This window comes from Ochrobactrum soli, assembly GCF_003664555.1.
GTDB lineage: Bacteria > Pseudomonadota > Alphaproteobacteria > Rhizobiales > Rhizobiaceae > Brucella > Brucella teleogrylli.
This window is the reverse complement of sequence record NZ_RCHH01000003.1, coordinates 674159-687794: the sequence shown is the minus strand read 5'-3', so window position 1 is coordinate 687794 and position 13636 is coordinate 674159. Positions and strand designations below refer to the sequence as shown.

Genomic DNA, 13636 nt, shown 5'->3' with positions numbered 1-13636 from the left:
GACAGACTTGGATAAACTGAAGAGGAATAAAGCCGCCTATGCAAGGCTGGGGAATCATCGGCGCTGCCTTCCTGTACCTGCTGCTGCTTTTTGCTGTTGCCAGTATCGGCGACCGCAGAGCCTCACGCTGGAACAGTGCGCCGCGTCCCTATGTCTATGCGCTGAGCCTTGCGGTCTATTGTACGTCCTGGACCTTCTTCGGCTCTGTCGGCCTGTCCGCACAGCGCGGGCTGGAATTTCTCGGAATCTATATCGGGCCGATCCTGGTGTTCACGCTCGGCAACCGGCTACTGCGCCATATCGTGCGGCTGGCCAAGGCGGAGCGCATCACCTCCATCGCCGATTTTCTGGCGGCGCGGTATGGCAAAAGTTTTGGCGTGGCATCTCTCGCCACCTGTATCGCCGCCGTAGGGTCGATCCCCTATATCGCCTTGCAGCTGAAAGCAGTTGCGGGCAGCGTCGGGCTGGTGATGGACCATTATGGCCGCGCCGTCGCGCCGCCTGCCTTCATCTTCGGCGATATTTCGCTGGCGGTTGCCGCTGTGCTCGCCGTCTTCGCGATCCTGTTTGGCACGCGCCACACCGATGCGACCGAACACCAGAACGGGTTGATCCTCGCCATTGCGGTGGAATCCGTCATCAAACTTTGCGCATTTCTCACCGTGGGGCTCGCCTGCACGTTCTTCCTGTTCGGCTCGCCCTCGCAGCTCATCGACCAGATTTCCCAGTCCACCGATGCGCTGAAAGCCTTCCACTACCAGACCTCCATCGGCACCTGGATCATACAAACCGCCTTGAGTGCTGCGGCCATCATCATGCTGCCGCGCCAGTTCCACGTTACGGTCGTCGAAAGCCGCAGCGAAAAGGAATTACGCACCGCATCCTGGCTGTTCCCGGTCTATTTGGTGCTGATCAATATCTTCGTGTTTCCGATTGCCCTGATCGGCGTGATGACGCTTGGCACCACGGTCAGTGGCGATCTTTACGTGCTGGCGCTGCCGCTTGCCGCCGAAGCGCACTGGATGGCGCTCATCGCCTTCCTTGGCGGTCTGTCCGCTGCAACGGCGATGGTGATCGTCGCCTGCGTGGCGCTGTCGATCATGATTTCCAACCATCTCGTGCTGCCGCTTTTCATCCGCAGCATGGCCAAGCGTCACCCGGCTGAACAGCCCGACCTGACAAAGGTCATTCTCAATACAAGGCGTGTGACGATCATCGCCATTCTGGCGCTCGCCTTCGCCTATTATCGCTTCACGTCCAACAATATTCACCTTGCCTCTATCGGCTTCGTATCGTTTGCGGCGATTGCGCAATTCGTTCCGGCCTTTATCGGCGGTTTGTTCTGGCGCAATGCCAATGGGCGCGGCGCAATGATGGGGCTGTCGGCGGGCTTTCTCGTATGGGCCTATACGCTGTTGCTGCCCACCATGGCGCCGGAAGATGCCGCCATTTTGCGCGACGGCTTTCTGGGTTTCACCGCGTTGCGCCCGGAAGCGCTGTTTGGCACCGATGCGCTGCCGCTGACCAATGGCGTGATCTGGAGCCTCACCGCCAACACGCTGTTCTATATTCTGGGTTCGCTCTCGCGCGCCTCGACGCCGCTGGAGCGCATTCAGGCCAGCATCTTCCTGCCGCGCTATTTCATCGCGACGCCGACGCTCCGACGGTTCCGCACCACCGTCACCGTGGCGGAACTGAAAGCCACCATGGCGCGCTATCTCGGCTCCGAACGTGTCGAGCGCGCCTTCCTGCGGTTCGAAGGGCATGAACAGCGCAGGCTCGATCCGGGCATGACCGTTGACACGCCCCTGATCCGCCATGCCGAACAATTGCTTGGCACGGCGGTTGGCACCGCTTCGGCACGGCTCGTTCTGTCGCTGCTTCTGCAACGCAACGATGCTTCAGGGCGTGATGCGCGCCAGCTTCTCGATGACGCTTCCGCCGCCCTGCAACAAAATCGCGACCTGTTGCAGATCGCGCTCGACCAGATGGAACAGGGCATTACGGTTTTCGACAAGGATTTTCGGCTGGCCTTCTGGAACCGCCAGTTCCGCACCCTGCTCAACCTGCCTGACGAGGTGATGCAGGTCGGTATCCCGGTCTCGGAAATCGTCGAGCATCTGATCCGCCGCGAAGACATCGCCTTCAATGCGCGCAACAGCATCATCCATTCGCTGACGGCCAGCCGCAAGCCCGCGCGCCTGAAGATGAAATCGACGGCCAAGACGCTGGAAATCCAGTCCAATCCGATGCCGGATGGCGGTATCGTCGCGACCTATACCGACATCACCGCCGCCGTCGAAGCCGATCTGATGCGCCAGAAGGCCGCCGAAATGCTGGAACAGCGCGTGGCCGACCGCACGGCGGAACTGACCCATGTGAACAAGGAACTGGCGCGGGCGCAGGCCGCTGCCGAAGAGGCCAATCTCGGCAAGACGCGCTTTCTCGCCGCCGCGGGCCACGACATTCTGCAACCGCTCAACGCCGCGCGCCTCTATTCCACCGCGCTGTCGGAGAAACTTGGGCGTTCGGAAACCAGCGAATTTGCCCGCAACATCGATTCCTCGCTGGAGGCGGTGGAAGCCATTCTGGGCATGGTGCTGGATATTTCGCGCCTCGACACAGGCGCGCTGAAACCGGAAGTCTCGGTGTTCCGGCTGGACAGGTTGCTGAGCCAGATCGCCACGGATTTCACGCCGCTGGCGCGCAAGAAGGCGCTGAAACTGCGCGTGGTGCCGTCGAGCATCGTGGTGAAAACCGACCGCAACATGCTGCGCCGCCTGATCCAGAATCTCGTTTCCAATTCGATCAAATATAGCCGCAGCGGCGGCATGCTGCTTGGCGTCCGGCGGCGGGGCGCTTTTGTCGAATTGCAGGTGCTGGACACCGGCATCGGCATTGCGCAGCACAAGCTGAAGCTCGTCTTCCGCGAATTCACCCGCCTTGATGAAGGTATGCGCGAGGCGGAAGGGCTGGGACTTGGCCTGTCCATCGTCGACCGCATCGCCCGGCTGCTGGAATTTCCGCTGTCGGTGCGCTCGGTGCAGGGCAAGGGCACAACATTCACCCTGCGCATTCCGGTTTCAAACGAGCCGGTGCCGGTAGAGGAAACCAGAAGCCGTCGTGGCCATGCGCGCGCGCTGGAACTGACAGGCCTCGATGTGCTGTGCATCGACAATGATGCCGACATTCTGTCCGGCATGGAAACGCTTCTTTCGGGCTGGGGCTGCAACGTGACCACGCTGCGCAACGGCGCGGCGCTGAAAGCCTTTTGCGCCAATCGCAGCACCGCGCCGGATGTCATCGTCGCCGATTATCATTTGATCCATGAAAACGGCATCGACATGATCGGCTTCACGCGGGAGCATTTCGAGACGGAAATACCCGCCATCTTGCTGACCGCCGACCGTTCCAAGGAAGTGCGCCAGCGCGCCGAGGATGAAAACATCACCTTGTTGAACAAGCCGCTTCGCCCGGCGGCGTTGCGCTCATTGCTGTCGCATTTTTATCATGCGCGACAGGACGGCAGCCCGTCACAGACGGCTGCGCAATAATCATATCATGTGCTGATAACGTCACTGCCGATGCGCGACAGCAAGATGACAGCCTGAGTGCGGCTATCGACGCCAAGCTTCTGCAACACGGCCGAGACATGCGCCTTGACGGTCGCTTCCGACACGCTCAGCTCATACGCGATCTGCTTGTTGAGAAGACCCTCGGCGAGCATGGTCAGCACGCGGGTCTGCTGCGGTGTGAGCGTGCGCAGGCGCGCAATCAGCCCCTCGATTTCCGGATCCTTCGGGTGATCGAGATCGATGCCTTCCGGCGTCCAGATATCGCCTGCAAGCACGGCGCGAACCGCCTCGCCGATGGTTTCCATGCTGGCAGATTTGGAGATGAAGCCCGATGCGCCAAGCTCCACCGCATGATGGATGGTGGCGGCGTCATCCGTGGCCGATACGATCACCACCGGCAAAGCCGGTTGGAGCGCCTTCAGCGCAACCAGCCCTGACAGGCCTGCACCACCGGGCATGGTCAGATCGAGCAGCAGAAGGTCGATATCGTCGCGTTCGGCAACCAGTTTCCTGACGGCATCGAAATCGCCAACTTCGACAATCTCGACGTTTTCGGATTGTCCCGACAGAACCTGTCTCAATGCGCCGCGAAAAAGCGGGTGATCGTCAGCGATGATAAAGTGCATGTGCCTCGCGCGCCAATTTCAAGTGGTTCCTCCCCGTGCGGTGCATCCAATGCTACCAAACAAGTTTTTATGCCTATTTTTATGCGGAGCAACCAAAAATCACGTTGCTAACGTGTTTTCGCATTTCTCATTGCCGCCATCTGGCCGCATTCTGTGGTAGGGTTGCGCCGGAAATTGAAACACAGGCCCCGCCAGGCACGTGAAGCAGAGGGTGGGAACCAGAAGGCCTTTCATGACGCGCAATATGCTTTATCCCGAGATTGAACCCTTCAAGGAAGAGATGCTGCAGGTGTCCCCGCTGCATCGCATCCATGTCGAGCAGTGCGGCAACCCGGACGGCAAGCCGGTGATCATGATTCATGGCGGCCCCGGCGGTGGCATCACGCCAGCCATGCGTCGCCTGCACGATCCGGAGCGTTATCGCATCATCCTGTTCGACCAGCGCGGTTGCGGTCGGTCCACGCCGCACGCCGAATTGCGTGAAAACACCACCTGGGATCTGGTCGCCGATATGGAGCATATCCGCGCCCATCTCGGCATCGACAAATGGCAGATTTTCGGTGGCTCCTGGGGTTCGACGCTCGGCCTCGCTTATGCTGAAACGCACCCGGAACGCGTGTCGGAAATGGTGCTGCGTGGCATCTTCATGCTGCGCCGGTTCGAAATCGACTGGACATATACCAACGGTGCCAGCATCATTTTTCCAGATCACTTCGAAGCCTTTCAGGAGCATATTCCCGAAGCCGAGCGCGGCGATATGATTGCCGCCTATTACAAGCGCCTGACGGACCGCGATCCGAAAGTTCAGCTGGAAGCCGCCCGTCGCTGGGCGCGCTGGGAAGGCTCAATCATTTCGCTTCTGCCGGACCCATCCCGCGTTGATGCCTTCGGAGCGGATGAATATGCAATCGCCTTTGCGCGCATCGAGTGCCACTATTTCCAGAATCGCGGCTTCCTCGATTCCGACGACCAGCTTTTGCGCAATGTCGAACGCATCCGGCATATTCCGGGCGTCATCGTGCATGGCCGCTACGACATCTGCACGCCCTTCATCAATGCATGGCAGCTGAAGAAGCTGTGGCCGGAAGCCGACCTCAAGATCGTCGAGGATAGCGGCCACGCCGTGACCGAGCCGGGCATCGTTCATGAGCTGATCGAAGCGACCAAGCGCTACGCGGCGTAACGACAGAAACAGAAAAGGCGCCATTTGGCGCCTTTTTTATTATCCACGAGCGATCACGTCCGTCCGCCGGGCGGTGTTGGTGTCGTCTCGGCGGGCTTTTCCGGCTCGCTGTCGAAGCTCTTGGCAATGTCCATGAAGCGGCGCATGAAGCGTTCCATATAGCTCATGGATTGTTCGAACTCCTGTTCGCTCGGCAGGCCCGAAGCGGTATTGCCGCCGCCCTTCTGATCGATGGCCGCCAGCCGGTCTTCCAGCACCTTCACGCGGCCCTGCAAATCCGCCAGATCATTCTCATAAGCCTCGCGGTCTTCCGTGGCCATCTTGCAGATCATCTGGCCCTGCGACTGTTCGGTGCAAACCGAAATCGCGCCGGTCTTGCTATCAAGGCGCACATAGCCGGTTTCAGTCTGTTCCAGACGATAGCGGCCATTTTCCTGCGCCACCGCCCCGGATGCAGCCAGAACCGGTGCGACCAGAGCCACCGCCGCCAGACCGCGCATGACGGGACGTGCGGCGAAAAAGGTGTTTTTGTTCGACATAATCCGATCTCCCTTTGGCTTCCTGTCATCATATGGGAGCTTTGCGACGAAAATCGAACATCACGGTCTTTGATTTTCTGACAATTTCGGTCTAGAGGACAGCCATGACCAAGATCATCTACAAGATCGCCCCGCGCGAACTCTGGGAGCAAGCGGAAAAGGCGGGAAGCTTTTCCGGCGCACCGGTTGATATTGCCGATGGCTATATCCATTTCTCTACTGCAACACAGGTGCGCGAAACCGCTGCGAAGCATTTCGCGAACCAGAACAACTTGGTTCTTGTGAGCGTGGACGCGACCCGTCTTGGTGAAGACCTTAAATATGAGGCCTCGCGCGGTGGTGCGCTTTTCCCTCATCTCTATGCGGACCTGCCGCTTGATGCGGTCGTGGCTGTCGAGCCCTTGCTGCTCGACGACAATGGACTTCATATTTTCCCGGAGCTGAAAGACGAATGAGCGGACTTTTTGAAACTCTCGGCCGACGCGCCCTCTTCTCTTTCGACGCAGAACAGGCGCATGGCCTGTCCATTGCCGGGCTGAAAACCGGCCTCGTAAGCTGCAGCGCACCGAGCGACCCCGCTTTGTCGGTCAAGGTTGCGGGATTGCAGTTTCCCAATCCGCTCGGCATGGCCGCTGGCTATGACAAGAATGCCGAAGTGCCGGATGCGCTTTTGAAGCTCGGCTTCGGCTTCACCGAAATCGGCACCATCACGCCGCGCTCGCAAAGCGGCAATCCGCGTCCGCGCATTTTCCGTGTTGTGGATGACAGGGCCGTCATCAATCGCCTTGGCTTCAATAATGAAGGCCACGAGGCGGCTTTCAAGCGCCTGTCGCAGCGCGCAGGCAAGAGCGGCATTGTCGGCGTCAATATCGGTGCCAACAAGGATGCGGAAGATCGCATCGCCGATTACGTGGCGGGCATTCGCCGCTTCTACCAGCTGGCGCGCTATTTCACCGTCAATATTTCCTCGCCCAACACGCCGGGCCTGCGCAATCTCCAGGCGCGCGACAGTCTGCGCGAGCTTTTGAGCCGTGTGCTGGAAGCGCGCAACGAGGAAGGCAGCATGTGCACGCTGAAGCGTCCGGTGTTCCTCAAGATCGCGCCTGATCTGGCCGATGAGGAACTGGACGACATTGCCGCCGAGGCCACCGAGCAGAAACTGGACGGCATCATCGTTTCCAATACCACCCTGTCGCGTACCGGGCTGAAAAGTGCTGAAAACCGCGACGAAACCGGCGGGCTTTCCGGCGCACCGCTGTTCGAACGGTCCACCGTGGTTCTTGCCCGCATGCGCGAGCGTGTGGGGCCTGACATGCCGCTGATCGGCGTTGGTGGTATCGATAGCGCCGAAACCGCCCTGACCAAGATCAAGGCTGGGGCTGATCTGGTACAGCTTTATACGGGCCTCATCTATCGCGGCCCCGGTCTGCCAAGCGACATTCTGCGCGGGCTTTCGGCAGCGGTTAAACGCGAAGGCGTTGCCAATATTGCCGAACTGCGCGACCGCGACACAAAAGACTGGGCAGCGCGTCCGTTGCCTGCGTGATTATTTCGTGAATTCCAGCCGATAGCGGCGTGGCAGCATCGCCAGAAGCGTGATGCCACGTATCGACAGAAACAGATTAAGCGCCAGCCAAAGCCCGTGATTGCCCATCGCGGGCTTTGCCGCGTAAAGCACGGCCATAAAGAAGGCCAGCGACAGGAACATCATGTTGCGCATGTCGCGCGACCATGTAGCCCCGATATAGACACCGTCCATATGAAAGGCGAGCAGCCCGGTGATACCGGTGAGTGCTGCCCATGGCAGATATTTGAGCGCCTCGGCGTGCACATCCTCAGCCTTGGACAAGAGGCTGATGATTGGATCTCCGAAAACCAAAAGCGCGAAGGCGATGATGCTGGCCATCACCAGACCCCACACAAAGGTGAGCTTAGTGCCGCGCACAAAGGCCGGGCTGTAGCGCGCACCGATCGACCGCCCGACGATCTGTTCAGCGGCGGCGGCCATGCCGTCGAGGAAAAAGCCCGCCACGAGGAAGAAATTCATCAGCACGGCATTGGCTGCGAGCGTCACCGGCCCGAGATCGGAACCCGCACGTGTGAAGAAGGCGAAAGCGGTCAGAAGCAGGAAGGAACGGATCATGATATCGCGATTGACCGCGAACATGCGCAGAATGCCTTCCTTCTGGAAAATGCGCTGGCGGCTCGGGCGCTTGGTCGCGTCCTTGCGGAAATGCCGGACCACCAGAAAGAGGCCGACAATCGCCGCGACGGTTTCGCCGGTGACCGTGGCCCAGGCAACGCCTGTCACGCCCCAGCCGAGTTCCAGACCGAGGATAATGCAGAGCACGATATTGATGCCGTTGAGCAGAACCTGAAGGCCGAGGCCAAGCAGGCCCTGTCCGCGTCCGAGAACCAGCCCCAGCACCGAATAATTGATGAGCGCCACCGGCGCGGCCAGCATACGGATCGACACATAGGTCGCCATGGCCTCCTGTGTCGCGCTTGTCGGATGCATGAAGCTGGAGGCCGCGGCCAGAATGAGCGGCAGGCAGAGGATCATCAAGCCGCCCGCGATCACCGCAATAATGATGGCGCGCCAGAAGATTGCCTGTTCTTCGACGGCATCTTCAGCACCCATGGCCTGCGCCACCAGACCAGTAGTGCCGGAGCGCAGGAAATTGAACATGGACAGCAGGAAATCGAACACCAGCGCGCCGATGGCCAGCCCGCCGATCAGTTCGGCCTTGCCCATCTGCCCGACCACGCCCATATCGACGAGCCCCAGCAGCGGCGTCGTGATGGCGGCAAGCGTCATGGGAATGGCGATCAGCATGACCATGCGATGCGTCACATCGAACGGCCTCGTAACGCTTCCAACGCGCTGCGACTGATCCATAACCACTATCCCCGAATTCACACCTGTAATTCGAGAACGTCTACTCTGGAATCGCTCGAAACTACAGAGAATTCGGCCCATAGATTGTCGCAGCCCCTGACAGCTTTATGTCAGGAGTTCTAGAGATCAGAGGCCCAGCATCATTGCCCAATAGATGCGATTGGGTTTGTTTTCCGGCGTGGCCCAGGCCAGGCCATAATGGCTGAAGGTGGGATCGAGCATGTTTTTGCGATGGCCGGGCGACTTCATCCAGGCGTCGAACACGGCTTCGGTATTGGGCTGGCCGGAGGCGACATTTTCAGCCGCAGGACCGCGAATGCCCGCCTGACGCAACCGCGCGACAAAACCATTGCCCCAGCCGACGCTGTGGCCGATCTTGCCATAGCTTGCCATGCGCTTCGCCTGAAAAAGCGCGGCCTGTTCCAGCTTGGAATCGGTCGCCATGAGCGAGAGGCCGTTTGCCTTGCGGATGGTGTTGAACAGCGCGGTGGGATCACCCGCGCTCACCACATTCGTCGCTGCATCCGCTGCGCCGAACGGCAAGACGGAGAGCGAAACCGCGCCCCCGGCGAGAACCAGAAAGCCGCGCCGGGAAAGCATAAATCCTTGTTTTTGCTGCATCGTCCGAATGTATAACCCTGCTTCCAATATCTGCTATTTGCGATAGCTGAGGATACGGAGCAAAATAAAGGCAGGGATGACAACGGCTGCGCCCAAAATGAGATAATCCGCGAAACGGGCGACGGCGGAGAAGCCCATATTCCACAGGCGCAGGAAGAAATCGCGAATGCCCCAGAGAATATCGTAGGGCGTCCAGTGGAACGCGCTCATGACCACGCCAACCACCAGCGAAATCAGCACCAGCTTGACGATGATGCGTGCAGGCGTATCGCCAAGAAAACGGTTTACACCATCAGACATGCAAATCTCCTGCGTCTCAATTTTCCGCCATGCTGACAGATTCATCGCGCAAGACATAAGCGGAGATGATGACATCCGCAAGTTTTGAGCGTCTGCATCTATCTTTGCTTACGATAATCGCGTGGAGCCTTCTGCTTCTGGCGCGAGAAGGACCGGTTCATGCTGCGCGTATCGGTAAAGCCACTCGCGACGGCCACTTCCAGAAGCGATAATCCGGTCTCGGCCAGCAGTTCCTTTGCCTTCTTGACGCGCAGTTCTTCGCGCACTTCGAAGGCTGTGCGTTCCAGCGCCAGCCGGAAGCCGCGCTCCATCTGCCGCACCGAAATGCCGAGCCTGCGCGCCACATCGATCATGGGCACCGGGTCTTCCAGCGTTTCCTCGAAAATGCGGATGGCCTTGCGGATCATCGGCGAGCGCACGCCATTGAAACTAAGCGCTGGCTGTTCGGAGCGTACCAGCTCGTAAGGGATCATGAGGATCGATGCGCTTTTACGCGCCAGTTCCTCGGAAATTTCGTTCTGGATGATGGAAAGCGCCAGCGACGCTGCACCCAATCCACCCGCGCAGGTATAGTGCCGCCCGCTGCGGTGAAACAGGCTGGTCGTATCGGCGGTATAGCCGTCGAACAGATCGAGAAAATCGTCGCGGTGGAACCAGTTCACACAGCAATTGCGGTCTTCGAGCAAGCTGCCCTCGGCAAGCAGGAAAGCGGCGGTGCAAAGCCCCACCACGGTCTTGCCGCGTTTGTCGGCGCGCTTGATGAGATCGATCAATGCCTGCTGGCGCGGACGATACTGGGCAAGCACCCCACCAACGACCGCCACATAATCGCATTCGTCGAGTTCGCCGATGGGAGCTGTCGGCTCGATCACCATGCCGGAACTGGACGCAACCGGATCGCCCGACAGCGTGCAGATTTTCCAGGCGCAGCGGATCTGGCGGCTCTTGTCACGATCATCGGCAGCGAGGCGGAAGGGATCGAGAAACAGGCTGAGCGCCGTCAGCGTAAAACCCGGCAGCGCGACAATGCCAACCGACAGCCTGCGCGGCGACGCATCCGCCGGGGCATCCTGTTTTCGGCTTGTTTCCGGTCCTGTTCCGTTGGCCACGTTCGTCGCTTTCCTCCGCACTTCATCTATCTGCGCGGAGCAGGCTCATACAGTCAACGAAAATGCTTGGAAAGCTTCAACTGCTGCGCCTGATAATTGGAGCCGAGATCGGTGCCGTAAAGCGCCTTCGGACGGTGCAGCATATGCTCATAGACAAGGCGTCCGACGATCTGGCCATGTTCCAGAATGAAGGGCACTTCATGGCTGCGCACTTCGAGAACCGCGCGGCTGCCCGTGCCGCCAGCCGCACTGTGACCAAAGCCCGGATCGAAGAAGCCCGCATAGTGAACGCGGAACTCACCGACCAGCGGATCGAACGGCGTCATCTCTGCGGCGTAGAGCGGCGGCACATGCACGGCTTCTCGCGAGACGAGGATATAGAATTCATCCGGGTCAAGCACGAGTTCGCGTGCGCCGCGATCATAGATAGGCTCCCAGAAATCGAGCACATCATTGGCGGCGCGCTTGTCCACATCGACAACGCCCGTGTGATGTTTGCCGCGATAGCCGATCAACTTGTCCGGGCCGCCGGAAAGATCGACGGAAAGCGCAATGCCGCCGCCGGAGATGTTCGGCATTTCAGCGGCCACCAGCGTCTCGGAATTATGCAGCGCGGCGAGTTCCGCCTCATCGAGCTGGGCGCGGCCCTTGCGGAAACGGATCTGCGACAGGCGCGAGCCGGTGCGCGCAACAATGGGGAATGTGCGCGGGCTGACTTCCAGATAAAGCGGGCCGTTGTAACCGGCAGGCACCTTGTCGAATTCCTGCGCGCCATCGGCAATCACGCGGGTGAAGATGTCGAGACGGCCAGTCGAGCTTTTCGGATTGGCGGATGCCGACAGTTCGGGCGACAGCGCAAGGCTTTCCAAGAGCGGCACGATATAGACGCAGCCGGTTTCGAGAACCGCGCCTGCGGTCAGGTCGATCTCGTGCAGCTTGAGCCGTTCCAGCTTATCTATAACCGGTGTGCCGGGACCCGGCATGAAGGAGGCGCGAACGCGATAGGCCTTTGCGCCAAGGCGGAGATCGAGGCTCGCAGGCTGAATCTGGTCGGTATCCAGCGGGCGCGGCGAAGCCAGCAAACCGCTTTCGAACAGCGCAGCGATATCCGCATCCGCCAGAATTCCCGCATCTCTTAGCGCCATCGACCTCGTACTCCATAGTCTGAGCAATTCTTCAAAAGACCTTTGACCACTCGAAGGCCCAATGCCAACCCTTCACGCCCGGAGAAACGGGGTTTTCCGCAGGAATCGAACCCAATCGTGAGCCAACGAGGCAGGCTTTTCCTCAAAACTCGCTATCGTGGCATTGACGACCTTGCGCAACAGGCATATGGAAAATGTGTTCCGTGGTGATTTGGCCGGCCGGCTTGCAGCCACGTTAAAGAATTCGCTAAAAAGGGCCGCGGTTCGTTACCGGCCTTTTGGGCCGGTTTTTTATTGGCCGCCGAGATGCCACTAAACGCTTTTGGGCGTCCCGGCCGACCAGCTTTTGACAGGTTGGAAAAATGACGACTGAGACTACCCGCAAGTTCCGCCCCGCAACGCAGCTCGTGCACGCCGGTTCGCTCCGCTCCGGTTTCGCCGAAATGTCGGAAGCGATGTTCCTCACGCAGGGTTTCCTTTATCCCGATGCCGAAGCCGCCGAAGCGCGTTTCAAGGGCGAAAATCCGGGTTTCATCTATTCGCGATACGCCAACCCCACCACGGACATGTTCGAAAAGCGCATGTGCGCGCTGGAAGGCGCCGAGGAAGGCCGTGCCACGGCTTCCGGCATGGCTGCCGTCGCCGCTGCCATTCTGTGTCAGGTCAAGGCGGGTGATCATGTGATTTCCGCGCGCGCCGTGTTCGGCTCGTGTCGCTATATCGTCGAGACCCTGCTGCCGCGCTATGGTGTGGAAATCTCGATCATCGACGGCTCGGACATCGCCAACTGGAAAGCCGCTGTTCGTCCGAACACCAAGGTGATGTTCCTCGAAAGCCCGTCGAACCCTACGCTCGAAATCATCGATATCGCCGCCGTGGCCGAAGTGGCCAATGAAGCAGGCGCGAAGCTGATCGTGGACAATGTCTTTGCGACCCCGCTTTACCAGAAGCCGCTGGAGCTTGGCGCGCATATCGTCGTCTATTCGACCACCAAGCATATTGACGGTCAGGGCCGCTGCCTTGGCGGCATCGTGCTGTCCGACCGCGAATGGGTCGAAACCGAGCTTCAGGACTATTATCGCCATACCGGCCCCGGCATGAGCCCGTTCAATGCCTGGATTATGCTGAAGGGTCTGGAAACGCTGTCCGTGCGCGTGCGCCAGATGACGCAGTCGGCGGCTGCCGTTGCCGATGTTCTCGCAGGCAAGCCGGGCGTCAAGCGCGTCCTTTATCCGGGCCGCGCCGACCATCCGCAGGCAGATGTGATCGCCAAGCAGATGACTGGCGGTTCGACCCTGATCGCGCTCGAACTGGAAGGCGGCAAGGAAGCCGCGTTCAAATTCGAAAATGCGTTGCAGGTGTTCAGCATCTCCAACAATCTGGGCGACGCCAAGAGCCTGATCACCCATCCGGCCACCACGACGCACAAGAACCTGAGCGATGAGGCCAAGGCCGAGCTTGGCATTTCCGATGGCGTGCTGCGCATTTCGGTTGGCCTTGAAGATACCGACGATCTTCTGGAAGACGTCGAAGAGGCGCTGAAGGCAGCCGTTCGCTAAATAAAGAAAAGGATGATCCGGCCTGATTCCGTCAGGCCGGGTCATCCGTTTATTTTCTGCATTTTCTTGTGCCGAAGCAT

At 59.5% G+C, this 13636-nt stretch carries 12 protein-coding genes and 1 riboswitch; of the genes, 5 read left to right on the top strand and 7 right to left on the bottom strand.

Features of this window, described 5'->3' with window-relative positions; translation table 11 throughout:
- Nucleotides 1-38 precede the first annotated feature (38 nt).
- A complete protein-coding gene (locus D8666_RS08605; RefSeq protein ID WP_121537252.1) occupies nucleotides 39-3554 on the top strand; it encodes a hybrid sensor histidine kinase/response regulator in 3516 nt (1171 codons plus the stop codon).
- Between the two features lie 5 nt (nucleotides 3555-3559).
- Here the strand turns inward: D8666_RS08605 and D8666_RS08600 are convergent, their stop codons facing one another.
- Complete coding sequence (locus D8666_RS08600; RefSeq protein WP_109368355.1) at nucleotides 3560-4201, bottom strand: response regulator transcription factor; 642 nt, start codon at nucleotides 4199-4201, stop codon at nucleotides 3560-3562.
- A 232-nt stretch (nucleotides 4202-4433) separates the two neighbouring features.
- On the opposite strand from D8666_RS08600, the gene pip reads away from it, so the two are divergent.
- Nucleotides 4434-5384 (top strand): prolyl aminopeptidase, encoded by a 951-nt coding sequence (gene pip, locus D8666_RS08595; protein WP_109368354.1) that lies wholly within the window; start codon nucleotides 4434-4436, stop codon nucleotides 5382-5384.
- A 53-nt stretch (nucleotides 5385-5437) separates the two neighbouring features.
- Here pip and D8666_RS08590 read toward each other — a convergent pair whose 3' ends face one another.
- On the bottom strand, nucleotides 5438-5923 hold the full coding sequence (locus D8666_RS08590) for a hypothetical protein (RefSeq protein WP_109368353.1): 486 nt from the start codon (nucleotides 5921-5923) through the stop codon (nucleotides 5438-5440).
- Between the two features lie 104 nt (nucleotides 5924-6027).
- Here D8666_RS08590 and D8666_RS08585 point away from each other — a divergent pair, with 104 nt between their 5' ends.
- Both D8666_RS08585 and D8666_RS08580 read left to right on the top strand, forming a co-directional pair.
- Nucleotides 6028-6378: a DUF952 domain-containing protein gene (locus D8666_RS08585; protein WP_121537250.1), complete on the top strand. Its 351-nt coding sequence runs from the start codon at nucleotides 6028-6030 to the stop codon at nucleotides 6376-6378.
- Nucleotides 6375-7469, top strand: coding sequence for a quinone-dependent dihydroorotate dehydrogenase (locus D8666_RS08580; RefSeq protein ID WP_121537248.1), 1095 nt, complete (start codon nucleotides 6375-6377; stop codon nucleotides 7467-7469). Before D8666_RS08585 ends, D8666_RS08580 begins: the two co-directional genes overlap by 4 nt.
- Here D8666_RS08580 and D8666_RS08575 read toward each other — a convergent pair whose 3' ends face one another.
- From D8666_RS08575 to D8666_RS08555, 5 genes are all read right to left on the bottom strand, one after another.
- The gene (locus tag D8666_RS08575) at nucleotides 7470-8822 is read right to left on the bottom strand and encodes an MATE family efflux transporter (protein WP_121537246.1); all 1353 of its coding nucleotides are present in this window, start codon (nucleotides 8820-8822) and stop codon (nucleotides 7470-7472) included.
- Nucleotides 8823-8948: 126 nt separating this feature from the next.
- The gene (locus D8666_RS08570) at nucleotides 8949-9443 is read right to left on the bottom strand and encodes a CAP domain-containing protein (protein WP_109368349.1); all 495 of its coding nucleotides are present in this window, start codon (nucleotides 9441-9443) and stop codon (nucleotides 8949-8951) included.
- A 33-nt stretch (nucleotides 9444-9476) separates the two neighbouring features.
- Complete coding sequence (locus tag D8666_RS08565) at nucleotides 9477-9743, bottom strand: DUF6460 domain-containing protein (protein ID WP_078338112.1); 267 nt, start codon at nucleotides 9741-9743, stop codon at nucleotides 9477-9479.
- Nucleotides 9744-9841: 98 nt separating this feature from the next.
- Entirely contained in the window at nucleotides 9842-10852 is a 1011-nt protein-coding gene (locus tag D8666_RS08560) for a GlxA family transcriptional regulator (protein WP_109368348.1), read from the bottom strand.
- 53 nt (nucleotides 10853-10905) lie between these two features.
- On the bottom strand, nucleotides 10906-11997 hold the full coding sequence (locus D8666_RS08555) for a 2'-deoxycytidine 5'-triphosphate deaminase (protein ID WP_121537244.1): 1092 nt from the start codon (nucleotides 11995-11997) through the stop codon (nucleotides 10906-10908).
- 193 nt (nucleotides 11998-12190) lie between these two features.
- A riboswitch (SAM riboswitch) is annotated at nucleotides 12191-12270 on the top strand.
- Between the two features lie 89 nt (nucleotides 12271-12359).
- On the opposite strand from D8666_RS08555, the gene D8666_RS08550 reads away from it, so the two are divergent.
- A complete protein-coding gene (locus tag D8666_RS08550; protein ID WP_109368346.1) occupies nucleotides 12360-13556 on the top strand; it encodes an O-succinylhomoserine sulfhydrylase in 1197 nt (398 codons plus the stop codon).
- The last annotated feature ends 80 nt before the right edge of the window (nucleotides 13557-13636 follow it).

Bases quoted from the DNA above. Each gene is read 5' to 3' on its own strand.
- D8666_RS08580 (WP_121537248.1), top strand. From the start codon at position 6,375: ATGAGCGGACTTTTTGAAACTCTCGGCCGACGCGCCCTCTTCTCTTTC.
- D8666_RS08585 (WP_121537250.1), top strand. From the start codon at position 6,028: ATGACCAAGATCATCTACAAGATCGCCCCGCGCGAACTCTGGGAGCAA.
- D8666_RS08550 (WP_109368346.1), top strand. From the start codon at position 12,360: ATGACGACTGAGACTACCCGCAAGTTCCGCCCCGCAACGCAGCTCGTG.
- D8666_RS08565 (WP_078338112.1), bottom strand. From the start codon at position 9,743: ATGTCTGATGGTGTAAACCGTTTTCTTGGCGATACGCCTGCACGCATC.
- D8666_RS08570 (WP_109368349.1), bottom strand. From the start codon at position 9,443: ATGCAGCAAAAACAAGGATTTATGCTTTCCCGGCGCGGCTTTCTGGTT.
- pip (WP_109368354.1), top strand. From the start codon at position 4,434: ATGACGCGCAATATGCTTTATCCCGAGATTGAACCCTTCAAGGAAGAG.
- D8666_RS08555 (WP_121537244.1), bottom strand. From the start codon at position 11,997: ATGGCGCTAAGAGATGCGGGAATTCTGGCGGATGCGGATATCGCTGCG.
- D8666_RS08575 (WP_121537246.1), bottom strand. From the start codon at position 8,822: ATGGATCAGTCGCAGCGCGTTGGAAGCGTTACGAGGCCGTTCGATGTG.
- D8666_RS08590 (WP_109368353.1), bottom strand. From the start codon at position 5,923: ATGTCGAACAAAAACACCTTTTTCGCCGCACGTCCCGTCATGCGCGGT.
- D8666_RS08605 (WP_121537252.1), top strand. From the start codon at position 39: ATGCAAGGCTGGGGAATCATCGGCGCTGCCTTCCTGTACCTGCTGCTG.
- D8666_RS08600 (WP_109368355.1), bottom strand. From the start codon at position 4,201: ATGCACTTTATCATCGCTGACGATCACCCGCTTTTTCGCGGCGCATTG.